Source organism: Enterobacter sp. RHBSTW-00593, assembly GCF_013784105.1.
In the GTDB taxonomy this organism is placed as follows: domain Bacteria; phylum Pseudomonadota; class Gammaproteobacteria; order Enterobacterales; family Enterobacteriaceae; genus Enterobacter; species Enterobacter ludwigii.
The window spans coordinates 1,930,207-1,956,518 of the sequence record NZ_CP056393.1; the positions used below are offsets into that span (position 1 = coordinate 1,930,207).

A 26,312-nucleotide genomic window follows, 5' to 3' on the forward strand; every position below is an offset into this window, starting at 1 on the left:
CTCTCTGGCAAACCCGCCGTAAAATCAATTACATCACACGCTACTAAAACCATGTCCATGCTTGATTATGCCCATCGCCAGCGCCGTTTAGATCAACGACACCTGCTTTTGCTCGTGCTGCTGCTCATTGTTACCGCAGGCGTTAGCCTGTGCGCCGGGGAACAGTGGATAGGGCCTGAACACTGGTTTGAGCCTGAGGGGCAGCTTTTCGTCTGGCAAATCCGTCTGCCGCGCACGCTGGCGGTGATCCTGGTGGGTGCCGCGCTGGCACTGTGCGGCACCATTATGCAGGCATTATTTGATAACCCGCTGGCGGAGCCCGGGCTGCTCGGCGTATCGAATGGCGCGGGCGTAGGGCTGGTGGCGGCGGTGATGTTGGGCGGGGGGGAACTCTCCTCATGGGGGATTAGCCTCAGCGCCATTATTGGCGCGTTGCTGATAACGGTAATCCTTTTGCGCTTTGCCAGACGGCACTTATCAACCAGCCGGCTGCTGCTTGCCGGGGTGGCACTGGGGATCATCTGTAGCGCACTGATGACCTGGGCGGTGTACTTCTCCACGTCCTTTGACTTGCGTCAGTTGATGTACTGGATGATGGGCGGCTTCGGGGGCGTAGACTGGCGCCAGGGCTGGCTGATGGCCCTGCTGATACCGGTCTTGCTGTGGGCAGGCCTGCAGGCACAGCCGCTGAATATTCTCGCGCTGGGGGAAACCTCGGCCCGCCAGCTTGGCATGCCAATAGGCTTCTGGCGTAACGTGCTGGTCATTGCCATTGGCTGGCTGGTTGGTGTGAGCGTGGCACTGGCCGGGGCGATTGGCTTTATTGGGCTGGTTATCCCGCACATGCTGCGTCTGTGCGGGATAACCGACCATCGAACCTTACTGCCGGCCTCGGCGGTTGCCGGGGCGGTAACGCTGCTGGTGGCGGATATCATCGCCCGGCTCGCCCTGACAGCCGCTGAGCTGCCAATAGGCGTGGTGACCGCCACGCTGGGCGCGCCGGTATTTATCTGGCTACTATTAAAATCCGGACGTTAAATCACTACCCGTAAGATAACCTGAGGGAATGCTATGCAGTCTGATATTTTGAATACCGAAGTGACCACCATTGAGGGTGAGAAAACCACGCTGGAAAGCTATAAAGGCAACGTGCTGCTCATCGTGAATGTGGCCTCCAAATGTGGCCTGACGCCACAGTACGAGCAGCTGGAAAACATTCAAAAAGCCTGGGAGAAAGACGGTTTCACCGTGCTGGGCTTCCCGTGCAACCAGTTCCTGGGCCAGGAGCCGGGCAGCGAAGACGAAATCAAAACGTTTTGCAGCACCACCTACGGTGTGACGTTCCCGATGTTCAGCAAAATCGACGTTAACGGTGAACATCGCCATCCCCTGTATGCGAAGCTGGTGGCGGCCGCGCCGACCGCCGTTGCGCCGGAAGGCAGCGGTTTTTATGAGCGCATGGCCAGTAAAGGACGCGCGCCGCTCTATCCGGACGATATCTTGTGGAATTTTGAAAAATTCCTTATTGGTCGTGACGGACAGGTGGTGCAGCGTTTTTCACCGGACATGACGCCTGAAGATCCGATTGTGATGGAGTCTATCAAGCTGGCGCTGGCGAAATAATGACGTTGCTGATGCAGCTCACGGACGTCGCCGATACGGGGCGTCTGGAGCCGATAACCGGTGCCATCAATGCAGGCGAAATCCTGCATCTTGTCGGGCCGAACGGCGCAGGAAAAAGCACCTTACTGGCGCGCATGGCGGGGCTGACCGCCGGCGCGGGGGAGATAACCCTGCTGGAGCATAACCTTGCTGACTGGTCGCCAGTCTCGCTGGCGCACAGGCGCAGTTATCTGGTGCAGCAGCAGGTCCCGCCCTTTGCGATGCCCGTCTGGCACTACCTGATGCTGCATCTGCACGATAAACAGCATACGTCGCTGCTCACTGAGGTGGCGGCGGGATTAGGGCTAGAAGATAAACTGTCCCGGCATGCCAGCCAGCTTTCGGGGGGCGAGTGGCAGCGCGTGCGTCTGGCGGCCGTCATTTTGCAGATTCACCCGGCCGGCAATCCGCACGGCAGACTGCTGCTTCTGGATGAACCGATGAGCGGTCTGGATGTGGCACAGCAGGCTGCGCTGGATACCCTGTTAAGCTCCCTGAGCAGAAAAGGGATCGGCGTGGTCATGAGCAGTCATGACCTGAATCATACGCTGCGTCACGCCCACCGGGTGTGGCTGTTGGCGCGAGGAAAGATGATTGCCAGCGGCACGCGCGATGCGGTATTGACGCCGCCAAATCTTGCCCGCGCGTACAATATGTCTTTCCGCAGGCTGGATATAGAAGGGCATAAGATGCTGATTTCTACCGCGCAGGCGTAACCGTTTCTTGCCTGTTAACGCCGTTGCACGCTAAATTACGAAAAGAACAAAAAAAGCAGAGGATTCGTCTGAAAATGCGATTCTGGTTTCTCCTGATGGCCGCGTTATTTCTTGCGGGATGCAGTAGCCATCGTGCGCCGCCGCCTAACCCGCGGCTTTCAGATTCTATTACCGTCATTGCCAGCCTTAACGATCAGCTGAGCAACTGGCGCGGCACGCCCTATCGTTATGGCGGCATGAGCCGTGGGGGCGTAGATTGTTCTGGCTTTGTTCTGATGACGTTTCGCGATAAGTTTGATTTACAGCTTCCGCGCGAAACACGCAAACAGGCGGAAATTGGCACGGAAATCGATAAAGATGATTTGCTGCCCGGCGACCTGGTTTTTTTCAAAACCGGCTCTGGTGATAGTGGGCTTCACGTCGGTATTTATGATACCGATAATCAGTTTATTCACGCCTCGACCAGTCGTGGGGTGATGCGCTCGTCGCTCGATAATGTTTACTGGCGTAAAAACTTCTGGCAGGCACGACGTATTTAGTCTGTCAAAGAGCAGTCTCTTATGATGGCATGATAACTAATAAATCATGCCATTTTTCCTCAAATAAGAGTTTTAAAGTTAAATTTACGAAAAATGACTTATCTCCTCAGGTGTCTGTTTTATCTAAAACTGGCTATTACTGAGCAACCAGGATAAGATTATTTTAGATTCAGGGATAAATCTGAAAAATAATACGGAACTAATGAAATTAATCTTATTAAAATCAAGACAGTGGAATTGTGTCGGCAATTGCTCCAGGATGTCCTCTCTCATCTTTAATGCGGGGCGAGTGCAATGATTATTACGCTAGATAATGCTTACCAGTCTGAACTGATGCTTCTGCCTGCCCGTAATAGCGCTGGCGAGCTTAAAGGTTTAGAGGTTCTGGTTAACTTTACTGGCGTCGGTACCCACGTTCGGATCCCCACCGAACTCGTTATCCCGCGGCTTTCGGCTGAAGAAGAGTTAGCGTTGTTTAACGAGAAATTGCAATTGCTTGATACCTGTAAACTGTTTTTTATTCAGCATCAGTTAATTGCATGGATCAATATTACACCTGTAATTGTTGAATTTTTATTAAGTAATGGGAACGCTGTTTCAATACTTGAGCGTTATCCGTTTCTTGAGTTTACTGTTAATGAGAATTATCCAGGTTTAAATAACGGGAAGGACGATCTGCAACTGGCGAGAATGGCAATCCATTTTCCGCTGGTGCTGGCAAACTTTGGCGCAGGCGCAGCGTCGTTGAAAGCCGTTTATGATGGATTGTTTAAACGGGTCATTCTCGACAAGGGATTTATCCAGCAGCGTGCTTCTGAACTCTCTTTTGAGCCTTTTATGCGCGCAATCCTCTGGCAAATAACGCCTCACTGTCAGTCCGTGCTCGTCGGCGGCATTGATGACCACGGTTTATTGCAGCGCGTCTTGCCCTTTAACTTTGGCGCAATGCAGGGGGCGCTCTGGCCAGCCGTCTCTGCAGAGCACGTCACCACGCTCGTTCAGTGATAACCCTCTCTTTCGCCCGTGTTTAAGTCCGGGTAAACCCTCTACACTAAAAGCAGGAGGACCTATGACCCTGTCTTTTACTGCTCACTGGCATGACGAGTTGCCGGGTTTTTATACCGCACTCAAACCCACACCGTTACAAAATTCCCGTCTTATCTGGCATAACGATCGGCTGGCAGATGAGCTGGCTGTTCCACCTGAGATGTTTCAGCCCTCCGACGGCGCTGGCGTCTGGGGAGGCGAAACGCTGCTTGCCGGTATGCAGCCTCTGGCTCAGGTCTATAGCGGACATCAGTTTGGCGTCTGGGCAGGACAACTGGGCGATGGCCGGGGGATCCTGATGGGCGAACAACGGCTGCCCAACGGGGAGACGGTGGACTGGCACCTGAAGGGTGCCGGCCTGACCCCTTACTCGCGAATGGGCGACGGGCGCGCGGTATTGCGTTCGACTATTCGCGAATGTCTGGCATCCGAAGCGATGCATGCGCTGGGGATCCCCACCACCCGCGCACTGTCGATTGTAACCAGTGACACCCCGGTGGCGCGTGAAACGATGGAAAAAGGGGCGATGCTTATGCGCGTTGCGCAAAGCCATTTGCGTTTTGGCCACTTTGAACACTTTTATTATCGTCGTGAGCCGGAAAAAGTCCGCCAGCTTGCGGATTATGCCATTCGTCATCACTGGTCTCATTTCCAGGACGAGGCCGATAAGTACATTCTCTGGTTCCGCGATGTGGTAGCCCGTACCGCAACCATGATTGCCCGCTGGCAGACGGTCGGGTTTGCCCATGGGGTGATGAACACGGACAACATGTCGCTTCTCGGGTTGACCTTTGATTACGGTCCGTTTGGCTTCCTTGATGACTATCAGCCGGGGTACATCTGCAACCATTCTGACTATCAGGGACGTTACAGTTTCGACAATCAGCCGGCTGTTGGCCTGTGGAACCTGCAGCGCCTTGCGCAAACTCTGTCGCCGTTTATCAACGTTGATGCCCTGAATGATGCGCTCGACAGCTATCAGGACATTTTACTGCGCGAATACGGCGCGTTGATGCGCAACAAACTGGGGCTGGTGACGCAGGAGAGGGGCGATAACGACATCCTGAACGCTCTGTTTGCACTCATGGAACGTGAAGGCAGCGATTACACCCGCACCTTCCGGATGCTGAGCCAGACTGAGCAACACAGTAGTGCCTCACCGCTGCGCGACGAGTTCATTGACAGGCAGGGCTTTGACGACTGGTTTGCGCTTTACCGTGCGCGGTTGCAGCAAGAGCAGGTCGACGACGCAACCCGGCAGGCGCAAATGAACGCGGCGAACCCGGCGATGGTGTTGCGCAACTGGCTGGCGCAGCGGGCCATTGAACAGGCAGAACAGGGTGAGTATGACGAATTACATCGCCTGCATGTGGCTCTGCGTACGCCGTTTGCTGACCGTGATGACGACTATGTCAGCCGTCCGGCGGACTGGGGAAAACGCCTGGAAGTGAGCTGTTCGAGCTAGCCCGGGCGGACAAGACCTGACACCTTGCGGTGCCAGGTTTTTTTATGCCGATACCGCGGTCACTGTGCGACCCATCCGCCATCCATATTCCAGGCGGCGCCGCGGACCTGTACGGCGCTGTCACTGCACAAAAACAACGCCAGCTCGCCTAGCTGTTCCGGCGTAACAAACTCACCGGCGGGCTGTTTCTCTGCCAGCAGTTGCTCACGTGCGACATCCGGTGCGACGCCATCGGCAATACGTCTGTCGATTTGCTGCTGCACCAGCGGGGTCAGCACCCAGCCCGGGCAGATGGCATTGGCGGTAATACCGGTGCGGGCGGTCTCCAGCGCCAGGGATTTGGTAAAGCCCACCACGCCATGCTTGGCGGCAACATAGGCGGATTTCTCTTTCGACGCGACCAGCCCATGCACGGAGGCGATATTAATGATGCGCCCCCAGTTTTTCGCCTGCATCGCAGGCAGCGCCAGCCGGCTGGTGTGAAAGACGGAAGAGAGATTGATGGCGATTATGTCGTTCCATTTCTCCACCGGGAACGCATCAACAGGTGCGACGTGTTGTATACCGGCGTTGTTGATCAGAATATCGACTCCGCCATACCGGGTTTCGGCGTAGTGCATCATGGCTTCAATCTGCTGGACGTCACGCAGGTCCGCATCGTGATAGCCCGGCGTTTTACCCCGTTTCGCGATTTCGTCTCTTGCCGATTCACTGTCGCCGAAACCGTTAAGAATCAACTGTGCGCCGGCCTTCGCCAGCACGCCAGCGATCCCAAGTCCAATACCGCTGGTCGAGCCGGTCACCAGTGCGGTTTTACCGTTCAGATTCATTTTATTCTCCTTACACAATGCCGGTGAGATAGAACACGGCAATGACAAAAAGCACCGCCAGACTTTTGATGAGGGTGATAGCGAAAATGCCGCCATACGCCTGACGATGGCTCAGACCCGTAATGGCAAGCAACGTTATCACGGCCCCGTTATGGGGAAGCGTATCCATGCCGCCGCTGGCCATCGAGGCCACGCGGTGGAGAACCTCCAGAGGGATATTGGCTGCGTGGGCGGCCGCGACAAACGTATCGGCCATGGCCGCAAGGGCGATGCTCATCCCGCCCGACGCCGAACCGGTGATCCCGGCAAGCACGGTCACGCTGATGGCTTCGTTGAGCAACGGGTTCGGGATAGCGGCGAGCGCTTTGGATAAGACCAGAAAACCGGGCAGCGCAGCGATCACCGCCCCGAAACCGTATTCAGATGCGGTATTCATTGCCGCCAGAATGGCGCCGCTGACCGCCGTCCGGCTGCCTTCTGCCAGCCGTCCCCGGATATTGCGAAATCCAAAAAGCAGTACCATGACAATACCCGCGATCAGCGCCGCTTCCACGGCCCAGATGGCGGTGATTTTGCTGACCTCGGTGACAATCGGCTTCGCCAGTCCGGGCAGGATAAGCTCATGTTGCGTCCCGTACCAGCCGGGGATCCAGCGGGTAAACAGCAGGTTGAGGATCCCGACCAGCAGCAGAGGGGAAATGGCGATCAGCGGATGGGGCAGATTAATGTTGTCCGGCGTTTCAGGTTCATTTTTCAGATCGAAACCGTAGCCCTCATTGTTGTTGAGCGCCTTTCGCCGCTGACGCTCCAGCCAGAGCAGGCCAAAACAGAGGATAAACAGCGAGCCAATCAGCCCAAGCCACGGGGCGGCCCAGGCGTTCGTGCCAAAGAAGCTGGTGGGGATAATGTTCTGGATCTGCGGCGTACCGGGCAGGGCGTCCATGGTAAACGAGAACGCACCCAGAGCCACGGTCGCCGGGATAAGACGTTTGGGGATGCCGCTCTGGCGGAACAGTTCGGCCGCAAAAGGATAGACGGCAAAGGCCACCACGAAGAGCGAAACGCCGCCGTACGTTAACAATGCACACACCAGCACAATGACCGGAATCGCATGGCGGCGCCCGAGGATCTGGATCGCTGCAGCGACGATCGCGCGTGAGAAACCGGAAAGCTCAATCAGCTTGCCAAACACGGCACCCAGCAGGAACACCGGGAAGTAGAGCTTGACGAAGCCGACCATCTTTTCCATAAACAGACCGGTAAACGTCGGGCCGACGGCCCCCGGGTCGGTCAGCAGCACGGCACCCAGCGCCGCGATGGGGGCAAACAGAATAACGCTGTATCCGCGATAGGCCGCGAGCATCAGCAATGCCAGCGCCGCCAGGGCAATCAACACACTCATTATGACTCCTCACTATCATTGTTATATTCGGGTACCAACGAGATGTCCGGGCGCGGTTAGCGCGCAAGGGTTAATGCAATGCCTTGCCCCCCTCCCACACACAGGGTGACGAGCCCTTTTTTCGCGTCGCGGCGTTGCATCTCATGCAGCAGCGTGACGAGGATCCGACAGCCAGAGGCGCCGATGGGGTGGCCAATCGCAATCGCACCACCGTTTACGTTCACCTTACGTTCATCCCAGCCGAGCAGTTTGCCAACGGCCAGCGCCTGCGCGGCAAAGGCTTCATTTGCTTCAATGACGTCCACTTCATCCAGCGCCCAGCCTGCCCGGGCCAGAGCCGTCTGGCAGGCGTTGACCGGCCCGATGCCCATCACCGATGGATCAACGCCGGTCACGGCATAACTCACGACCCGTCCCAGGATCGGTAATCCGCTTTCCCGCGCTTTTTCACCGCTCATTAACAGCACCGCAGCGGCACCATCGTTCAGGGTTGAGGCATTACCCGCCGTGACCGTTCCATCTTCACGACGAAAGGCAGGGCGCAACTGAGCGAGTTGCTCAGCGGTGGTTCCCGGCCGGGGTTGTTCATCACTGCTGACCAGGCTCGGCGGCTTTTTACCCTCGCTTACCGTGACCGGAGCCATCTCCGCGTCAAACAGACCGCGCGCAATGGCCGACGCCGCTTTTTGCTGCGACCGGGCGGCAAAAGCGTCCTGCTGCTCGCGGGAGATACCATACTGGCGGGCAACGTTTTCCGCGGTGATGCCCATGTGATAATCGTTAAATGCGTCCCACAGGCCGTCCGTTATCATGCTGTCCTGCAACCCTGTATGACCAAAACGCAACCCTGACCGCGCACCGTCCAACAGGTAAGGGGCATTGCTCATGCTCTCCTGGCCGCCAGCGATAACCACGTCGGCATCGCCGCAGCGGATAGCCTGCGCGGCGAGCTGCACCGCTTTTAAACCAGCACCGCACACCAGATTGACGGTTGTTGCGGGCGTACTGACGGGCAATCCGGCCGTGAGAGCGGTCTGACGGGCGGGGTTTTGTCCGCACCCTGCCGTCAGCACCTGACCGAAAATCAGTTCGTCTACCTGATTTGCACACAGCCGGCTGTTCTCAAGCAGGCGACGAACCGCTACGGCACCCAGTTCAACCGCGGAAAAGGAGGAGAGCGATCCGCGAAAACTGCCTACAGGGGTTCGCGTGGCCCCGACAATCATGACCTCATTCATGTTCACTCCTCAGTTGAAGCGCATCTCGCGCACGTCGTCCGCCACGATGATTTTCCCGGCTGTTTTACTGACGATGTCGTCAATACTGACGCCGGGGGCGTATTCCCGCAGAATGAACGCGCCGTCTTCAATCTCCAGCAACGCAAGGTCGGTTAACACCCGACGGATGCAGCCAGCGCCGGTCAACGGCAGCGTGCAGCGCGGCAGCAGTTTTGACTCGCCGTTTTTTGCGGCATGGGTCATCACCACAATGATGTTCTGCGCCCCGGCGACCAGATCCATCGCGCCTCCCATCCCTTTCACCATCTTGCCCGGGATCATCCACGAGGCGATGTTGCCTTCGACATCCACTTCGAACGCCCCGAGTACGGTCAGGTCAACATGGCCACCCCGGATCATGGCGAACGACTGGGCCGAGTCGAAAATGGCGGCACCGATCCTCGCGGTGACGGTCTGTTTACCGGCGTTAATCATGTCGGCGTCAAGGCTCTGCTCATCCGGAAAGGCTCCCATCCCCAGCAGGCCGTTTTCAGACTGGAGCATCACGTCCATTCCCGCCGGAATATAGTTCGCCACAAGGGTCGGGATCCCTATCCCCAGGTTGACGTAGTAACCGTCGCGCAATTCTCGGGCGACGCGCATGGCCATCTGTTCACGGGTTAACATCTTCAGACTCCCTCTGCGCGCAGCGTGCGCTGTTCAATGCGTTTCTCGAACTGGCCGACAATCAGCCTGTCGACGTAGATCCCCGGGGTATGAATGGCCGACGGGGGCAGTTCGCCCGGGGCGACGATCTCTTCCACTTCCACCACCGTTATCCGGCCCGCGGTGGCCATCAGCGGGTTAAAGTTTTGCGCGGTATGGCGATAGATAACGTTGCCATACCAGTCCGCTTTCCAGCCCTTGATCAGCGCAAAATCGCCGGTGATGGCCTCTTCGAGGACATAATGCTTGCCGGCAAACTGGCGAACTTCCTTGCCAGCAGCCACGGGTGTGCCATAGCCGGTGGCCGTGTAAAACGCCGGAATACCCGCTCCGCCAGCGCGAACCTTTTCTGCCAGGGTTCCCTGTGGGGTGAGTTCCACTTCAAGCTCGCCGCTCAACACCTGTTGCTCGAACAGCGCGTTTTCGCCCACGTACGACGCCACCACTTTTCGTACCTGGCGCGTCTCAAGGAGTATCCCGAGACCAAAACCATCGACGCCGCAGTTGTTTGAAACCACCGTCAGCCCCTGCACCTGACGGCGTCTGACTTCGGCAATCAGGTTCTCAGGAATGCCGCACAGGCCGAAGCCGCCTGCCAGCAATGTCATTCCGTCCGTCAGCCCGTCCAGCGCCTGCGCATAGCTGCCGACGCGCTTATCCAGTCCCGCCATAATCATCCCTCCCGTTATCCGTGCCGGTATCATTAGGGGCGGCGACTCATTTGTTAATTTTGAATTTGTGACCCACTCATTTGGTTTTTTTATTAATTTCCTGTTAACTAAATTTTTTCAATTAGTTAACAAGGTGAAAAATGAGAATGAGTGTCAAACAGTTACGCGCGTTTTTAGCGGTAGCTCACACTCTGAATTTCGCGCATGCCAGTGAACGGCTGAATCTTTCCCAGCCGGCGCTTAGCCTGACGATCAAGGGTCTGGAGGAGGCGCTGGGGGGACCGCTGTTGCAGCGCAGCACCCGCAAGGTGGCGCTGACGCAGGAGGGGGAGACCTTTTTACCGATGGCGCGGCAGCTGCTGGCGGACTGGGATAACGCCGAAGAGGCCATGCATCAGTGCTTTACGCTGCAGCGCGGCAAAATCTCAGTCGCGGCGATGCCGTCATTTGCGGCGAATGTCCTGCCGGAGGTGCTCAAGGCATTTCGCGATCGCCACGCCGGGATCAACGTCACCGTGCACGATGTTATCAACGAGCAGGTAATTGAAATGGTGCGGGAAGGGCGGGTCGAGATGGGGATCGCGTTTGAACCGGCGCCGACCCATAACCTGCTTTTTACGCCGTTGGGTCTCGATCGATTTGTCGCCATTGTGCCGAAATCATCCGCTCTGGCAGCCAAAAAACGCCTGTCATGGGAGGCGCTACTGACGCTGGATTTCATTACCCTGCAGCGCCCTTCGGCCGTTCGTCTGATGATGGAAGAGGAGCTGGCCCGCAGCGGTCGTAAACTGGATGTGGCGCTGGAGAGCCATCAGCTGGTGACGGTGGGCAGAATGGTCGCCAGCGGCCTGGGCGGCAGTGCGGTCCCGGCACTGTGCGAGGCGCAGATGACCTCGTTAGGCGCGGTCTGTATTCCACTCGATAACCCGCCGATTGAAAAATGCATCGGCGTGATCCACCCCGGGCACACGCAGCTTTCAAAAGCGGCGCATGCCCTGCTTGAGACGCTGAAAGATTTTTATCAGCCCGGTCAGGGCGCGAGAAACACCTGCGGTGAGGCGTGAACCGGATGTGGGCCAACGTATACCTGCGCGCCATACCACCGGGCCAGCGCGTCGGCCTGTAAAACCGTTTCCGGCGTGCCCTGAGAAACCAGCGTGCCGTTATGCAGCAGCAGGATCCGGTCCGCCCACAGCGCTGCCAGATTGAGGTCGTGCAGCACCACGCACACGTGAAAATCGCCCTGACGGGTCAGGGATTTCAACAGCCGCAGCAGATGCTGCTGGTGGTAAAGATCCAGCGCGGAAGTGGGTTCATCGAGAAACAGCCAGCCGCGCGGCCCGCCGTCATGCCAGAGCTGCGCCAGGGCGCGGGCGAGCTGGATCCGTTGTTGCTCGCCACCGGAGAGGGCCGAAAAGTGTCGGTCTGCGAGGGGCAGGCAGCCCGTTATCGCCATTACGGCTTCGACAACCGGGGCTTCCGGGTAGCGCGTCCAGGGCGCGCGGCCCATACCCACCACCGCGTCGACCGGCCAGTCGAACCCGAGCTGCGTATTCTGACGCATCACTGCCCGGCGGCGTGAGAGCTTTTGCGGATGCCACGCCTCAAGCGGCGTACCCGCCAGGCTGCATTGCCCGCCTGAAGGCGTGAGATAGCCCGTGAGCAGGCGCAGTAACGTCGATTTTCCGGCACCGTTAGGCCCAATCAACGCCACCATTTCCCCCGGAGATAACGCCAGCGACACGTCGTTGATAAGTGTCCGTTGCCCGACCTGATAAACAAGACGTTCCGCGCAGTAGCGTTCAGCCATGTGCGCCTCCACGACGAAAAATGAGCCACAGGAACCACGGCGCGCCGAAGAGACTGGTCAGTAAACCGACCGGCATTTCAGCCGGTGCGACCAGCGTGCGCGCCACCGTATCGGCAACCAGCAGCAGCGACGCCCCGGCCAGTACGGAGCCGGGGATCACGGCCCGGTGATCGGCGCCCAGCCACATCCGTATCAGGTGCGGCACCACCAGACCGACAAAACCAATCACCCCGCTGACGGCAACCGCGGCGGCAACCAGTAAGGCGCTGCACAGCAACAGGATCCGCTGTACCTTTGCTACCGCCACGCCAAGGTAGTGCGCTTCTTCTTCACCCAGCTGCAGTAAATTGAGCGCGCAGGCAAGACGCCAGATCATCAGAACGCCTGGCACCATCAGCGAGGTGACGGCCAGCAGCGTAGACCACTGCGCCTGACCCAGGCTGCCCATGCCCCAGAGGGAGAGCTGGCGAAGCTGGGTATCATTGCTGAGCCATGACAGCACGCCGACTGCCGCACCGCACAGGGCATTGAGGGCAATGCCTACCAGTAACAGCCGTGAAAGTGTGCTGTTACGCTGCTGGCTTAGGACAAAAATGACGAAAGTGGCCGCCAGCGCACCCCCAAATGCCGCGATCATGGGAGCGTAAAGCATCATCAGCGCGGGGAGCGAGAGGGGAATAACCACCCACAGAGCCACGGCCAGCGCCGCGCCGCTGCTGATCCCAAGCAGCCCCGGATCCGCCAGCGGATTACGAAAAAGCCCCTGCATTACGCAGCCTGCCAGCGCCAGCGAGCCGCCGGTGACCAGCGCCAGCAGGACCCGGGGGAGACGAATGGTCAGCCAGATCTGACGCAGGGTTTCATCACTGCCGCGCCACAGCAGACTGACCGGCAGATGCAGTGCGCCAGCCCCGGAGGCCGCCAGCGTCATGATCGTCAGGATGGCGGCCAGCATCCACAGCGACAACGCGATCCGTCGGGACATCAGGGCAGTTGCTCCGCCCGGGTGCGCAATTGCTGTATGGCCTGCGGCGTGCGCACGCTAAAGCCCAGCAGCGCCATATCGTCGATGGCCAGCACCTGCCTGTTCCGTCCCGCCGGCGTTTGCGCGAGGCCGGGAAGTGTCCACACATTCGCTTCGCCACCCAATGCCTTTACGCCATCCTGTGAAATCACGACAAGGTCAGGCTGGCTGGCAATCACGCCTTCCTGGGACAGCGGCTGATAACGGGTAAAGCCCTGCATCGCGTTTTGCAAACCCGCTGCGCGAATGGCTGCATCCGCGGCGGTCTGTTGTCCGGCAGCCATCGCGGTCATCCCGCCGTGGTTGAGGATAAACAGCACCCGTTTGTCGAGTGGCGAGGTGGGCAGGGCTGCCAGCGCCTGGCGCAGCCTGGCGCGCAGTGCGTCACCCTGTGCTTCGCGATGCGTCGCTTCGGCAATGACTCGCACCTTGTCGTCAATCACGCTCAGGTCATGACTGCCGGGAACGGTGACGACACTGACGTGACTTTCCTCGACCTGTTTTAACGCCAGAGAGGGCTGCGCCTGAGCACTGGCCAGCACCAGCGTCGGGCGCATGGATAAGATCCCCTCCGCGTTAAGCTGGCGCAAATAGCCGACGTCGGGCAGGGCGTTCGCCGCCTGCGGCCACTGGCTGGTGCTGTCGCGGGCAACCAGTGACGATCCCGCGCCAAGGGCATAAACAATCTCAGTCACGTCACCCCCCAGGGCGACAATTTTCTGCGGTGTGGCCGCGAACGTCACCAGCGGCAGGGCGCAGAGCAGGGCGAGCCATTTTTTCATGCGGCCAGCCCTTTTCGGGTCAGGGCGTCGACCTGGCTGCGCCACTGACGCTGCTCTGGTTCACCTTCGCTGCGTTGACCGTACAGTTGAGCGATTTGCGTCCCGTCGGCGGCGAAGAGCTCCAGGCTGGTGACGTGCCCGTCAGCGGTGGGTTTACGCGTCACCCATGTTTCGGCGATGGACGTATCCCGCAGATGCAGGGTAAAGGTTGGGTTGAAGATGTTGAGCCAGCCTTTCATCGGGACGACGTTTTCCACCACGCCGGTAAAGATCTGCACGCAGCCGCGGTTGCCGACGAAGATCATCATCTCATTCCCCTCCAGGCGGACCGTTTCCAGCAGCTGTGCCAGAGCGGTGTTGTCTACCCTGCAGGCCAGATCGTCACCCACCAGCCGAAACGCCTGCTGGCGGCTCAGATTGTGGCGCTTCAGCAGGCCGAAGAACTGATGCACGTCGGTCATGGCGCGCCACTCCTGGTCAACGAGGGCGGCATCAGCCTTTTCGTTATGGGCAGGGACATCGGCATGCTTCAGCGCCAGTGGCGGATTATCGGCAAAGATAAAGCGCGTAAGCAGGTCGCCCCAGGCAGAAATATCGGTGTTATCGGTCGTGTAAACTTTCAGCAGGGCATCGCCCTGAAGGTCGAAGAACTGAATGCTCTGACGCTCACCGCGGGCGGTGGTTTCACTGATGTGGAACGCGCTCGCCCACTGGTTGAGAAACAGGCGCAGATCCAGCGCCCGCGGATTCAGTACCAGCCCGGCGTGGCCGCCAAGGTGTTGATGCGTAAACGCGCCCACCTGCTCGTGAACTGCATAGTCGTTACGACAGATGCATTTGGTCTCGCCCACGGCTTCCAGCGCGCCGATGATTTCGCGGATGTCGCCGTGCAGGCGCCAGGCGTCGTGGCCCACGCGGGCGAAGGTCAGCTCTGCTTCGCTGATGTTCATTAAGCCTGCGATGTCACGTGCGTATTGACCTGGATTTTCTTCTTTCAGCGCAAGCCAGCGTGTGTAGTGATTCATTGTCTCTTCCTTTCGAATAAGGGCCCCGGCAGGCCGGGGCGTGGGGATTACCACTGGTAACTCACAAAAATCTTACCGTTGCGTCCGTCCTGAGGAATGCCCTGAGGAGACCAGTACGCCTTGTCGAACGCGTTACCCAGCACCAGCGTCGTGGTTACCCCTTTGAGCTGCTCCTGGCCTTTATAGCTTACGTAGAAATCGTTAACCGCATAGCCAGGCTGTTCGCTGTAACTACTGCTGATATGGGTTGAGCGATCGACGAAGGTGCCGATCCAGCCGACGGAAAAACCGCTTTGCGCCACCGGGATATCCAGCTTGCTGGTGACGGTATCCGGGTTGATGCTGGAGATATACTCGCCCGTATCGGTATCTTTTCCCCGGGTGCGGTTATAGGCGACGTCGAGGTTGAACAGGTCGGCCGTGTATTTCGCCAGCACGTCCCAGCCCCAGATTTTGGCGTGGGGAACGTTCATGGACATGGTGGTCGCAGCCGCAAAATCGACGCTGGTGGAGATGTAGTCTTTGGCTTTGGTGTCGAAGTAGCTGGCCTTGAATTCCAGCGCATCGTTAGCAAGCATGACGTCGTCAAAGCGCAGTCCGAAGCCAAACTCCTGCGTTTCATTGGTTTCCGGACGCAGGTTCGGGTTCGGTACCCAGTAGTTAGTGTAAAAGCGGCCGATGGAGAAGTGTTTGGCGTCGTTATACATTTCACCCATGGTCGGCGCACGGAAGGCCTGTGCGTAAGAGCCGAACAGCATCAGCCAGTCGGTCGGGCTGACGGTCAGTCCGGCACGGGAGGACCATCTGTCCGCGTTCACATCGTCGTATCCTTCGCTGCTCCCGCGGTAATTATCGTAACGGGTACCGCCGAGTAGCGTGACCGGCAGGTCGCGCAGGGTGATCTCGTCCTGCAGCCAGCCGGAGCTGAAATCGATTTTAGCCTCCGGGAAGCCGGTGGTGGTGCCCCCCGGATGTTGCTCCTGACGGTAGTATTCGCCGCCATAGGTCAGAAGATGTGAGGCAAACGTGTCGCTGAACAGACGGGTGCGGTTTTCCACTTTGCCACCTTTGGTGGTCTGCTTGCGAAACTCGCCGGTGCCGTCAATGTTCTGGGCGTTAATGCGCGCTTCAGACCAGTAGAGTTTCGCATCGGCATTCAGCCAGTCGTTGCCCTGGGGAGCCAGGTGATAGCCCAACTGAGCGTCTCGCTGAATGGTGGAGCGATCGGTCATGGGATTGCTGCTGGCGTCCGCGGCGGGGGTTTGCGGGTTTTTGGGCTCCTGCGCCGCGTTATTGTAATAGCGCAGGGATCCGCTCAGCGTCTGGGCCGGATCGATGGCCCAGCGGCCTTTTGCCAGCATGTTGTTGATGGATTCGTCATTCGGTGCTGTTCCACCGTCGCTCTGGCGCAGATCGCCGCGATCGCGGCTCGACCAGGCAACCAGTCCGTCCAGGGTTTCGGTACGCCCGTAAGCGCTGGCCCCCATGCCCAGACTGTGATCGCCCGTCGCGCCCGTACCAAACACGCGGTAGCCGCTGTTTTTGCCCGGTTCCAGCAGGTCATTTGCATCGGCGGTTTCATACGCGATCACGCCCCCCAGCGCGCCGCTGCCGTACAGTAAGGCTGACGGGCCGCGAACCACTTCGATACGTTTAATCAGAGCCGGGTCGAGGAACGTGCTGTTCAGGTGGCCAGTGTCGGTCCCCTGGCGCACGCCATCCACCAGCACCAGTACGCCGCGACGGTCGTAACCGCGCAGGTTGACGTCCTGACCGTTGGTGCGCCCGGTGCCGTCAAGCATCAGGCCTGGGACGTAGCGCAGCAGGTCGGCGGCCGAGCTGGCGGTCTGGTTTTCCGGGGCCGCGGTGTCAATCACGCTGACCATCATCGGGGCTTCGAAGGCGCTGCGGGCGTTGCCGGTGGCGATAACGGTCATGTCATCTGTGGCCGCAAACGCGACGCCCGGCAGGGTGCTGACAACGGATAGCGCAAGGCAGGACGGGCGCAAAAATGCGGAATGCAGGTGTGGCATAGCAACTCTCCATAAAGAATCGAAAGCGCTGGCTGCCTGGGGATCACCTGGGTGGCTGGCGAAGGTTTTGTGGTATTTATTTGGTGAGGATCAGCTTCCCGGCATGGGTCTGGCGCAACAGATAAAGCTGGCCGTCATGCTCGATGATCACGCGTCCCTCGTCCCCCAGCAGGCTTTTACTGTCGATCCGACGATCGGTGCGCGCTGGGGCAGGTGCTGTGTGTGTGTTTTCGGGCGTTGCCGCGTTGTTATCCGTACGTGACATAATGTTTATAAATAACAATCAATGTAACAATGATAATCATTATCAACAAAGTGAAAATTCACGGCAAGCGTTTTTGTGAAAAAACTGTGATGGGATCAAAACAGAAGAGGATGTGGCCTTGCGCGAACGTAGACCCTCTCCCGCAGGAGAGGGTAAGGTGAGGACTAAAAACGTGAATCGACCGCTGCCGCCAGTTTCTCCAGCAGCAGTTCGCTGTCTTCCCAGCTCAGGCACGGGTCGGTGATCGACTGGCCGTAAACCATTGGCTGTCCGGCTACGATTTTTTGCGTGCCTTCCCGGATAAAACTTTCGGCCATAATGCCCGCGATGGCGGTTGAACCGCTGACGATCTGCTGGCAGATCTCATCACACACATCCAACTGGCGGCGATGCTGTTTCTGGCAATTGCCGTGGCTGAAATCCACCACCAGGTGTTCCGGCAGGTCGAACTCGGCCAGCGTTTCACACGCCGCAGCAATATCTTGCGCGTGGTAATTAGGCTTTTTCCCGCCACGCATGATGATATGCCCGTATGGGTTGCCGCTGGTCTGATAAATGGTCATCTGACCGCGCTTATCCGGCGACAGGAACATATGGCTGGCACGCGATGCACGGATCGCGTCAACGGCAATTCGCGTGTTGCCATCGGTACCGTTTTTAAATCCAACCGGGCAGGAGAGGGCAGAGGCCATCTCACGGTGGATCTGGCTTTCCGTGGTGCGCGCACCGATAGCGCCCCAGCTGATGAGATCGGCGATAAACTGTCCGGTCACCATATCGAGAAACTCGGTGGCCGTCGGTACGCCCAGCTCATTGACCTGCAAAAGCAGTTTACGCGCCAGCTCAATACCATAATTAACACGGTAGCTGCCGTTCAGGTCCGGGTCGGAAATCAGCCCTTTCCAGCCCACGACGGTGCGCGGTTTTTCAAAGTAGGTGCGCATGACAATTTCAAGGCGATGCTGGTACTTGTCCCGCAGTCCCTGAAGCCGTTTTGCGTAATCCATTGCGGCATCCAGATCGTGGATGGAGCAAGGGCCAATCACCACCAGAAGACGTTTGTCTTCGCCATTAAGGATTTTTTCAATGCGACGGCGGGATGCCGTGACATGTTCCGCTACACCCGCGGAAACAGGATGCCGCTGTGCCAGTTCAGCCGGTGTGACCAGGCTGTCAATGCGCGCAGTGCGGAGTTCATCGGTTTTATTCATGAAATGTCTCAGAAAAATTTTTGCTTCATCGGCAGACTACCGGGAAGTGATGGGCATCACCTTAAACCAATCCCTGCTGAATTCAAGTTCGGCGCGTCTGCGCGCCGAGGATGTGGTGATGATACCCGATTCTGAGTTATTGTACTAGCATGTTAGTACATGCGGCGGTTGAGTCCCATGATATCGAGGATTTTGGTGGCGATCTCTTCTACCGAATAGTTAGTGCTGTTTAGCCACGGGATCTGGTTTTTGCGGTACAGCGCTTCCACCTCGGAAACCTCCATTCGACACTGGCGCATTGAGGCGTAGCGGCTGTTCTCACGCCGTTCTTCACGTATTGCCGCCAGCCGTTCCGGGTTGATGGTCAGGCCAAACAGCTTGTGCTGGAGCGGCTTAAGGGCGGCTGGCAGCACCAGATTGTCCATGTCGTCAGCAATAAAGGGGTAGTTGGCGGCGCGGATACCGAACTGCATCGCCAGGTAAAGGCTGGTCGGGGTTTTCCCGCAACGCGAGACGCCCAGCAGTATCACCTGCGCCTGGTCGAGGTTACGCAGCGAAATACCGTCGTCGTGCGCCAGGGTGTAATCAATGGCGGCGATACGCGCATCGTATTTGGTGAGGTTGCCGGGGTTCAGCCCGTGCGTTCGGTGGGCGATAGGCGTCGGATCGAGTTTCAGTTCGCTCTGCAGCGGGGCCACCAGCGCCTGGACGATATCCTGACAGAACCCTTCACTTTGCAAAATAATCGCGCGAATTTCAGGGATCACGATGGAGTAGAAGACCAGCGGGCGGACCCCCGTCTGCTGGAAGATGGCGTCAATCTGGTCCTTCACCGCCTTTGCACGGCTCTCATTTTCCACAAACGGCAGCGTGATGCTGTTAATCGAAACGGGGAACTGCGACATCACCGCATGTCCCAGCACTTCGGCGGTAATCGCCGTACCATCAGAAATATAAAAAACGTGGCGATCGACAGCATTATCCATTTTACCCACCCTGAATATCGTACGTAATTGTCTGAAAGCATAAATTAAAAAAGTAAATTACACAGCAAAGAACTTATCCTAATTATAAATGAAACGGTGTTTTTGATTTTCCTGAAAAGTGGATTTCATTTTCCAATTAGCGACTTTATTTTTAGGGTTTTTGGCTGAATATATAGGAATCATCGGGTTAGCGGATGGTGGGAAAGTATCCGAAAAGTTGAAAATTTAAATTGCTTACACGATTCACCGTTTTTTTAGCGGAAATAATTATGCCAGTATAAATACGTAGTCAGGTGTTTCTTACTCCGATCAAATATCACAAAAGGATTGTTTCGATGTCCAACAATGGCTCGTCACCGCTGGTGCTTTGGTATAACCAACTCGGCATGAATGATGTAGACAGAGTTGGGGGCAAAAATGCCTCCCTGGGTGAAATGATTACAAATCTGTCGGGTATGGGTGTCTCCGTACCGAACGGGTTTGCCACAACCGCCGATGCCTTTAACCTGTTTTTAGACCAGAGCGGTGTAAACCAGCGCATTTATGACCTGCTGGATAAAACGGATATTGATGATGTGACCGAGCTTGCGAAAGCCGGTGCCCAAATCCGCCAGTGGATTATCGACACACCTTTCCAGCCGGAACTGGAAAAAGCCATTCACGAAGCCTACAACCAGCTCTCAGCGGATGATGCCCAGGCGTCGTTTGCCGTGCGTTCTTCTGCCACCGCGGAAGATATGCCCGATGCGTCATTCGCCGGACAGCAGGAAACCTTCCTTAACGTCCAGGGTTATGACGCCGTGCTGGTGGCGGTGAAGCACGTCTTCGCGTCCCTGTTCAATGACCGCGCCATCTCTTACCGCGTGCACCAGGGCTATGACCATCGCGGCGTGGCGCTTTCTGCTGGCGTACAGCGCATGGTGCGCTCCGACGTGGGCTCTTCCGGCGTGATGTTCTCCATCGACACCGAATCCGGCTTCGACCAGGTGGTGTTCATCACCTCGGCGTGGGGTCTGGGTGAGATGGTAGTACAGGGCGCAGTGAACCCTGACGAATTCTACGTTCATAAGCCGACGCTGGCCGCAAACCGTCCGGCGGTCGTTCGCCGCACGATGGGCTCGAAAAAAATCCGCATGATCTATGCCCCGACGCAGGAGCATGGCAAGCAGGTTAAGATTGAAGACGTACCGCAGGAAATGCGTGACCGTTTCTCCCTGACCGATGCAGAAGTGCAGGAGCTGGCGAAACAGGCGGTACAGATCGAAAAACACTATGGCCGTCCGATGGATATCGAATGGGCCAAAGATGGCAACACCGGCAAGCTGTTTATCGTGCAGGCGCGTCCGGAAACTGTCCGCTCCCGCGGTCAGGTGATGGAGCGTTATACCCTGCACGCACAGGGCAAAATCGTGGCGGAAGGCCGCGCGATTGGTCATCGCATCGGTGCCGGTCCTGTCAAAGTGATCCATGACATCAGCGAGATGAACCGCATTCAGCCAGGCGATGTGCTGGTGACCGACATGACCGACCCGGACTGGGAACCGATCATGAAGAAAGCGGCGGCCATCGTCACCAATCGCGGTGGCCGTACCTGCCACGCGGCAATCATCGCCCGTGAGCTGGGGATCCCTGCCGTTGTCGGTTGCGGTGACGCGACCGAGCGCATGAAGGACGATCAGAAAGTGACCGTCTCCTGTGCGGAAGGCGATACCGGTTACGTGTATGCCGATATTCTCGACTTCAGCGTGAAGAGTTCAAGCGTCGATACCATGCCGGATCTGCCGCTGAAGATCATGATGAACGTTGGTAACCCGGATCGTGCGTTTGACTTTGCCTGCCTGCCGAACGAAGGCGTTGGCCTGGCGCGTCTGGAATTTATCATCAACCGTATGATTGGCGTTCACCCGCGCGCGCTGCTGGAATTTGACGACCAGGACGCGAAGCTGCAGAACGAAATCCGCGAGATGATGAAAGGTTACGACTCGCCAAAAGAGTTCTACGTCGGTCGTCTGACCGAGGGGATCGCCACGCTGGGCGCGGCGTTTTATCCGAAGCGCGTGATCGTGCGTCTGTCCGACTTTAAGTCAAACGAATATGCGAATCTGGTGGGGGGTGAGCGTTACGAGCCAGAAGAAGAGAACCCAATGCTCGGCTTCCGTGGCGCCGGACGTTATGTTTCTGACAGCTTCCGTGCCTGCTTCGCGCTGGAATGTGACGCCGTGAAGCGCGTTCGCAACGACATGGGACTGACCAACGTTGAGATCATGATCCCGTTCGTGCGTACCGTGGATCAGGCGAAAGCGGTGGTGGAGGAGCTGGCACGTCAGGGTCTGAAGCGCGGCGAAAACGGGCTGAAGATTATCATGATGTGTGAAATTCCGTCCAACGCCCTGCTGGCTGAGCAGTTCCTGGAGCACTTTGACGGCTTCTCTATCGGCTCGAACGACATGACGCAGCTGACGCTCGGTCTTGACCGTGACTCCGGCGTGGTCTCTGAACTGTTTGATGAGCGTAACGAGGCGGTGAAAGCGCTGCTGTCGATGTCCATCCGCGCGGCGAAGAAACAGGGTAAATATGTCGGGATTTGCGGTCAGGGTCCGTCTGACCATGAAGACTTTGCCGCATGGCTGATGGAAGAGGGGATTGACAGCCTGTCCCTGAACCCGGACACCGTGGTGCAAACCTGGCTGAGCCTGGCCGAACTCAACAAGTAACGCCATCAGCACCAGAAAAAGGCGAGGATATATTCCTCGCCTTTTTTATTTCATGCCTTATTTGCTCCCCATCACAAATAAAGCAAAAAACCAAATATCATAATTTGTCTGTTAATTTAGACAATTGTTAGCGCGCAAAGCGTTGCTAATACTTGAGCCTTACCGCGCATTTCCCTCGCTGATGCGCAACTGGTTGAAATACGTTTTAACCTGATAAAAAGGCAAATAACAATGACAATCTCCTCTGTATTGCGTACCAAAGATAAAATAGGTTATGGCTTAGGTGATATGGCCAGTGCGCTGGTCTGGCAAACGGCAACCTTATTTCTCGCCTATTTCTATACGGATGTTTTCGGTTTGCCGGCGGCCATCATGGGAACCATGTTTTTAGTGGTGCGCGTGGTGGATGCTTTTGTCGACCCCTGCATTGGCGCGCTGGTCGACCGCACCCAGACGCGGCACGGTCGCTTTCGTCCCTGGCTGCTGTGGTTTGCCATCCCATTTGGCGTAAGCTGCCTTATCACCTTCTATGTACCGGACGTCGGGCCGACGGCGAAAATCGTCTATGCCTGCGTCACTTACGCCATCTTAAGCCTTATTTATTCCGCGATTAACGTCCCGTATTGCGCTATGCCCGGGGCGCTGACGCTGGATCCGCGTGAGCGTCACTCGCTGCAGTCCTGGCGCTTCGGCCTGTCGTTCATCGGCGGGTTGATTGTGACGGTGATCGCCTTACCGCTGGTCTCGCTGTTAGGCCAGGGCAACGTTCAAAAAGGCTATTTCTATGCCATGAGCATGATGGGCCTGCTGGGTATTATTCTCTTCTTCTGCTGTTTCCTGATGACCCGCGAGCGTTATTCCCCGCGCAATGACACCTCGGGTTCGATGATCGGCGATTTAAAACTGCTGGCCGGAAATAGCCAGTGGCGAATTGTTTTCTTGTTTAATATTTTGCTGTTAACCGCAGTGGTGACGCGTGGTTCTGCCACCATGTATTACGTGAAATATGTGCTTCTGCGCCCGGAGCTGGTATTTGCCTTTATTGTTTCCGGGATGGTGGCGTCCTTAACGGGGGCATTATTATCTGAACGTCTGTTGGGGAAATTTGACCGCGTCCGTGCCTATCAGTGGACCATTATTTCCTTCGTGATTTTCGGCGCGCTGATTTTCTTCCTGCCGCCTTCGCAGATCTGGCTGATTTTTGGCCTCAACATTATCTTTAGCTTTATTCAGAACCTGACCACGCCGCTGCAGTGGACCATGTTCTCTGATGTGGTCGATTATGAGGAGCATCGCAGCGGCCGTCGTCTGGATGGTCTGGTCTTTTCTACCGCGCTGTTTGCCATCAAATTTGGTCTGGCGCTGGGCGGGGCGGTGGTCGGTTGGGTTCTCGGGATGGTGGATTATGCGCCCGGTCAGGCAACCCAGGCACCGCACGTGCTCTCTACCATTAATGCGCTCTTCACCCTCATCCCCTGCGTGCTGTTCCTCTGTATGGTCGCGCTGCTGACCATTTACAAACTCAACAGCAAGCTCGTCAATTCCATCGCCCGCGAGCTGGCCAGCAAACGCGAGGTGCGAGACGAGACAGGACAACTCACCCCGGCCACCCATTCCGCAATACAGGAGTAACACATGACTGCGATTTATAAGGACGCGGGACGTCCCGTGCATGAACGCGTCGCCGACCTACTGGCACGCATGACCCCGGAAGAGAAGTTCGCCCAGATGCATGCCTACTGGTTGATCCTCGATGAAAACGGTAACCACCGCGAACGCAGCGATCTGAGCGATGAATTCGCGGGCGTGAGCGAACAGGCTGCGCTTAGCGAACGGCTGAAACTGGGGGTGGGACAGATCACGCGTCCACTGGGCACCCATATTGTTGATGCGAAAACAGGCGTGCGTGCCGCTAACCGCCTGCAGCGCATGATGATGGAAGAGACGCGCCTCGGTATTCCGGCGCTGTTCCATGAAGAGTGCCTGGTGGGGCTGTTGTGCAAAGATGCCACGCTGTTCCCGTCGTCGCTGAACTACGGTTCGACCTGGGATCCGCAGCTGGTGCAGCGTGCGGCAGAACAGATTGGCAAAGAAGCACGCTCTGTTGGCTGCCAGCAGGGGCTGGCCCCGGTGCTGGATGTCTCTCGCGACGTTCGCTGGGGACGCACCGAAGAGACCTTCGGAGAAGACCCGTGGCTGGTGGGGGTGATGGCCACAGCATACGTGAAGGGTTTGCAGGGCGATAAGCGCGATCTTCTGGCAACGCTCAAACATTATGTGGGCCACTCCTTCAGCGAAGGGGCACGCAACCACGCGCCGGTGCATCTGGGCTTTAGCGAACTGAACGACACCTTCCTGCTGCCGTTTGAGATGGCGGTGAAGCTGGCCAATGCCGGTTCGGTGATGCCTGCCTATCACGATATCGATAACCAGCCCGGACACAGCGACCACTTCCTGATGACAACCGTGCTGCGTGAACAGTGGGGGTTCGATGGGATCATCGTTGCGGACTACGGCGGCGTGAGCCTGCTGCACCAGCATCATGGCATCTCGCACGATGCCGCCGAATCTGCAGCGCTGGCCTTCAATGCCGGGTTGGATGTCGAACTACCAAAAGATGACTGCGCGCGTCATCTGGCACACGCCGTTGAGCGCGGACTGATTTCCATGGCGAAAGTCGATGAAATAGTGGCACGCGTCCTGACCGAAAAATTCCGTCTTGGCTTGTTTGAAAAACCGTATGCCGATGAACAGGGCATCGATTTGCAAAACGAGGCAACGCGTCAGGTTGCAAGGGAAGTGGCGACCCGTTCGCTGACGCTGCTTGAGAATAACGGCATTTTGCCCCTCGGCGGCAACCCTCGCGTGGCGGTCGTCGGGCCAACGGCAGACGATCCGCTGGCGCTCCTCAGCGGTTACAGTTTTCCGGTGCACTTAATTATTAGCGACATGGTGGAAGAGACCTCGCAGGTCACGACACCGCGCGCGGCGCTCGAGCAGTATCTGGGGGCCTCGCGGGTACGTTATGCCAAAGGCTGTCACATTATCGAAAAACGGATGGCGGGTGCGCCGGTGTTTCCGGGTGACAGCGGCGGTAAACCCATGCAGCAATCTCCGGTTTCGCAGCGTACCGACCTGATCCCTGAAGCCGTGAAAGCCGCACAGGAGAGTGACGTGGTGGTGGCCTGCGTTGGCGATCTCGCCGGGCTGTTCCAGAGCGGAACCGTCGGGGAGGGCTCTGATACCGACTCTCTGGATCTGCCGGGCGTACAGCAACAATTGCTGGCTGCGCTGGTGGCCACCGGCAAGCCGGTTATCGTGGTCATGACCGGCGGGAGGCCTTACAACCTTCAGGGGCTGGAAGATAACGTCGCCGCGCTGATGATGGCCTGGGCACCAGGGCAGGAGGGCGGCTGGGCGATTGCGGATGTATTAACGGGCCGCGCTGAACCGCAGGGACGTCTGGTGGTCAGCGTGCCGAAAAGCGCGGGAGCAATGCCCTATTACTACAACCACAAGCTCAAAAGTGGCGGCACACCGTTCGCTTTCCATTTTGGCTCCCGCTATCCCTTTGGCTTCGGTCTCGGCTGGACGCAGTTTAGCTGGGGAACGGCGCGCGTGGCTGAACCCCGCGTTCCGATCGACGGCGAGGTGGTCGTAAGCCTGGATATCACCAATACCGGTGAGCGCAGCGGCAGCGAGGTGGTACAGGTCTATGTCCGGGATAACGTCGCCACGCAGGTGCGGCCACTGCAGGAGTTGAAGGCGTTCCAGCGCGTCACGCTCTCACCGGGTGAAACCGCCACGCTCACCTTTACGTTGCCCGTTGAGATGTTCAACTTTACCCGTCGTGACGGCAAACGGATCGTCGAGCCGGGTGAATTTGAGTTGCAGATTGGTGCATCGTCGGCGGATATTCGCGAGGTGGTGACGGTCAATGTGACCGGGGAAACCCGTGTATTGTCAACGGAATGGCGGATGCTCAGCACCTGTGACGTCAGCCGCGCGTAATCAGGATAAAAAAAAGCCCATCGTGGGAGATGGGCAAAGACTACACACAGCAATTCGTTGTTTCACTCAGGGGATTTCCATGCTTATAAATCAAGGTGTTGATTTATAACCGTGTCCTAATAGTAGGCATGTCAGCTTTTAGCGTCGATCAGATTCGTCTCAATAGTTAAAGAGAC

23 protein-coding genes and 1 other RNA gene are annotated in these 26,312 nt (G+C 57.4%); 10 read left to right on the plus strand and 14 right to left on the minus strand.

Annotated features, from left to right (window positions below):
* Nucleotides 1-57: 57 nt before the first annotated feature.
* The 6 genes from btuC to selO all read left to right on the plus strand — a co-directional run bounded on the left by btuC (nucleotide 58) and on the right by selO (nucleotide 5,429).
* Nucleotides 58-1,038, plus strand: a complete 981-nt coding sequence (btuC, locus tag HV242_RS09110) for a vitamin B12 ABC transporter permease BtuC (protein ID WP_044857121.1) — start codon at nucleotides 58-60, stop codon at nucleotides 1,036-1,038.
* Between the two features lie 33 nt (nucleotides 1,039-1,071).
* Nucleotides 1,072-1,623: a glutathione peroxidase gene (locus HV242_RS09115; protein ID WP_014169696.1), complete on the plus strand. Its 552-nt coding sequence runs from the start codon at nucleotides 1,072-1,074 to the stop codon at nucleotides 1,621-1,623.
* Nucleotides 1,623-2,378 carry a vitamin B12 ABC transporter ATP-binding protein BtuD gene (btuD, locus tag HV242_RS09120; protein WP_020884404.1) on the plus strand — a complete coding sequence of 252 codons (756 nt, stop codon included), beginning with the start codon at nucleotides 1,623-1,625 and terminating at the stop codon, nucleotides 2,376-2,378. Before HV242_RS09115 ends, btuD begins: the two co-directional genes overlap by 1 nt.
* A gap of 74 nt (nucleotides 2,379-2,452) precedes the next feature.
* Nucleotides 2,453-2,917 (plus strand): NlpC/P60 family protein, encoded by a 465-nt coding sequence (locus tag HV242_RS09125; RefSeq protein ID WP_020884403.1) that lies wholly within the window; start codon nucleotides 2,453-2,455, stop codon nucleotides 2,915-2,917.
* Between the two features lie 294 nt (nucleotides 2,918-3,211).
* A complete protein-coding gene (locus tag HV242_RS09130; protein WP_050736664.1) occupies nucleotides 3,212-3,922 on the plus strand; it encodes an EAL domain-containing protein in 711 nt (236 codons plus the stop codon).
* Between the two features lie 64 nt (nucleotides 3,923-3,986).
* Nucleotides 3,987-5,429, plus strand: a complete 1,443-nt coding sequence (gene selO / locus HV242_RS09135) for a protein adenylyltransferase SelO (RefSeq protein ID WP_050736665.1) — start codon at nucleotides 3,987-3,989, stop codon at nucleotides 5,427-5,429.
* Between the two features lie 59 nt (nucleotides 5,430-5,488).
* Here selO and HV242_RS09140 read toward each other — a convergent pair whose 3' ends face one another.
* Genes HV242_RS09140 through HV242_RS09160 form a run of 5 tightly spaced genes read right to left on the minus strand, consistent with a single transcriptional unit; the run spans nucleotide 5,489 to nucleotide 10,275 of the window.
* Nucleotides 5,489-6,259, minus strand: a complete 771-nt coding sequence (locus tag HV242_RS09140; RefSeq protein WP_032681201.1) for a 3-hydroxybutyrate dehydrogenase — start codon at nucleotides 6,257-6,259, stop codon at nucleotides 5,489-5,491.
* A gap of 10 nt (nucleotides 6,260-6,269) precedes the next feature.
* Nucleotides 6,270-7,664: a GntP family permease gene (locus tag HV242_RS09145; protein WP_176399550.1), complete on the minus strand. Its 1,395-nt coding sequence runs from the start codon at nucleotides 7,662-7,664 to the stop codon at nucleotides 6,270-6,272.
* 53 nt (nucleotides 7,665-7,717) lie between these two features.
* Nucleotides 7,718-8,899: an acetyl-CoA C-acetyltransferase gene (locus tag HV242_RS09150; protein ID WP_050736666.1), complete on the minus strand. Its 1,182-nt coding sequence runs from the start codon at nucleotides 8,897-8,899 to the stop codon at nucleotides 7,718-7,720.
* A 9-nt stretch (nucleotides 8,900-8,908) separates the two neighbouring features.
* Nucleotides 8,909-9,565, minus strand: a complete 657-nt coding sequence (locus tag HV242_RS09155; protein ID WP_014169704.1) for a CoA transferase subunit B — start codon at nucleotides 9,563-9,565, stop codon at nucleotides 8,909-8,911.
* Nucleotides 9,566-9,567: 2 nt separating this feature from the next.
* Entirely contained in the window at nucleotides 9,568-10,275 is a 708-nt protein-coding gene (locus HV242_RS09160) for a CoA transferase subunit A (RefSeq protein WP_032677981.1), read from the minus strand.
* 140 nt (nucleotides 10,276-10,415) lie between these two features.
* Here HV242_RS09160 and HV242_RS09165 point away from each other — a divergent pair, with 140 nt between their 5' ends.
* Nucleotides 10,416-11,339 (plus strand): LysR family transcriptional regulator, encoded by a 924-nt coding sequence (locus HV242_RS09165; RefSeq protein WP_020884395.1) that lies wholly within the window; start codon nucleotides 10,416-10,418, stop codon nucleotides 11,337-11,339.
* Here the strand turns inward: HV242_RS09165 and HV242_RS09170 are convergent.
* The 8 genes from HV242_RS09170 to ppsR all read right to left on the minus strand — a co-directional run bounded on the left by HV242_RS09170 (nucleotide 11,306) and on the right by ppsR (nucleotide 19,411).
* Nucleotides 11,306-12,085, minus strand: a complete 780-nt coding sequence (locus tag HV242_RS09170; protein WP_020884394.1) for a heme ABC transporter ATP-binding protein — start codon at nucleotides 12,083-12,085, stop codon at nucleotides 11,306-11,308. The genes HV242_RS09165 and HV242_RS09170 overlap by 34 nt on opposite strands.
* Nucleotides 12,078-13,070: a FecCD family ABC transporter permease gene (locus HV242_RS09175; RefSeq protein ID WP_050736667.1), complete on the minus strand. Its 993-nt coding sequence runs from the start codon at nucleotides 13,068-13,070 to the stop codon at nucleotides 12,078-12,080. The genes HV242_RS09170 and HV242_RS09175 overlap by 8 nt, the downstream gene beginning before the upstream one ends.
* Nucleotides 13,070-13,891 carry a heme/hemin ABC transporter substrate-binding protein gene (locus HV242_RS09180; RefSeq protein WP_050736668.1) on the minus strand — a complete coding sequence of 274 codons (822 nt, stop codon included), beginning with the start codon at nucleotides 13,889-13,891 and terminating at the stop codon, nucleotides 13,070-13,072. The genes HV242_RS09175 and HV242_RS09180 overlap by 1 nt, the downstream gene beginning before the upstream one ends.
* Nucleotides 13,888-14,916 (minus strand): hemin-degrading factor, encoded by a 1,029-nt coding sequence (locus HV242_RS09185; RefSeq protein ID WP_044867859.1) that lies wholly within the window; start codon nucleotides 14,914-14,916, stop codon nucleotides 13,888-13,890. Before HV242_RS09185 ends, HV242_RS09180 begins: the two co-directional genes overlap by 4 nt.
* A gap of 47 nt (nucleotides 14,917-14,963) precedes the next feature.
* A complete protein-coding gene (locus HV242_RS09190; protein ID WP_050736669.1) occupies nucleotides 14,964-16,949 on the minus strand; it encodes a TonB-dependent hemoglobin/transferrin/lactoferrin family receptor in 1,986 nt (661 codons plus the stop codon).
* 76 nt (nucleotides 16,950-17,025) lie between these two features.
* On the minus strand, nucleotides 17,026-17,214 hold the full coding sequence (gene hemP, locus HV242_RS09195) for a hemin uptake protein HemP (protein ID WP_020884389.1): 189 nt from the start codon (nucleotides 17,212-17,214) through the stop codon (nucleotides 17,026-17,028).
* A 164-nt stretch (nucleotides 17,215-17,378) separates the two neighbouring features.
* A complete protein-coding gene (aroH, locus tag HV242_RS09200; protein WP_025204385.1) occupies nucleotides 17,379-18,425 on the minus strand; it encodes a 3-deoxy-7-phosphoheptulonate synthase AroH in 1,047 nt (348 codons plus the stop codon).
* 152 nt (nucleotides 18,426-18,577) lie between these two features.
* A complete protein-coding gene (ppsR, locus tag HV242_RS09205) occupies nucleotides 18,578-19,411 on the minus strand; it encodes a posphoenolpyruvate synthetase regulatory kinase/phosphorylase PpsR (protein ID WP_020884387.1) in 834 nt (277 codons plus the stop codon).
* A 335-nt stretch (nucleotides 19,412-19,746) separates the two neighbouring features.
* Here ppsR and ppsA point away from each other — a divergent pair, with 335 nt between their 5' ends.
* The 3 genes from ppsA to HV242_RS09220 all read left to right on the plus strand — a co-directional run bounded on the left by ppsA (nucleotide 19,747) and on the right by HV242_RS09220 (nucleotide 26,136).
* Nucleotides 19,747-22,125, plus strand: coding sequence for a phosphoenolpyruvate synthase (ppsA, locus tag HV242_RS09210; protein WP_047357318.1), 2,379 nt, complete (start codon nucleotides 19,747-19,749; stop codon nucleotides 22,123-22,125).
* A 231-nt stretch (nucleotides 22,126-22,356) separates the two neighbouring features.
* Nucleotides 22,357-23,757, plus strand: a complete 1,401-nt coding sequence (locus HV242_RS09215; RefSeq protein ID WP_020884385.1) for an MFS transporter — start codon at nucleotides 22,357-22,359, stop codon at nucleotides 23,755-23,757.
* A gap of 3 nt (nucleotides 23,758-23,760) precedes the next feature.
* Nucleotides 23,761-26,136, plus strand: a complete 2,376-nt coding sequence (locus HV242_RS09220) for a glycoside hydrolase family 3 N-terminal domain-containing protein (protein WP_050736670.1) — start codon at nucleotides 23,761-23,763, stop codon at nucleotides 26,134-26,136.
* Between the two features lie 5 nt (nucleotides 26,137-26,141).
* Here the strand turns inward: HV242_RS09220 and rprA are convergent.
* Nucleotides 26,142-26,249: antisense sRNA RprA (gene rprA / locus HV242_RS09225), an RNA gene on the minus strand.
* Nucleotides 26,250-26,312: the final 63 nt, after the last annotated feature.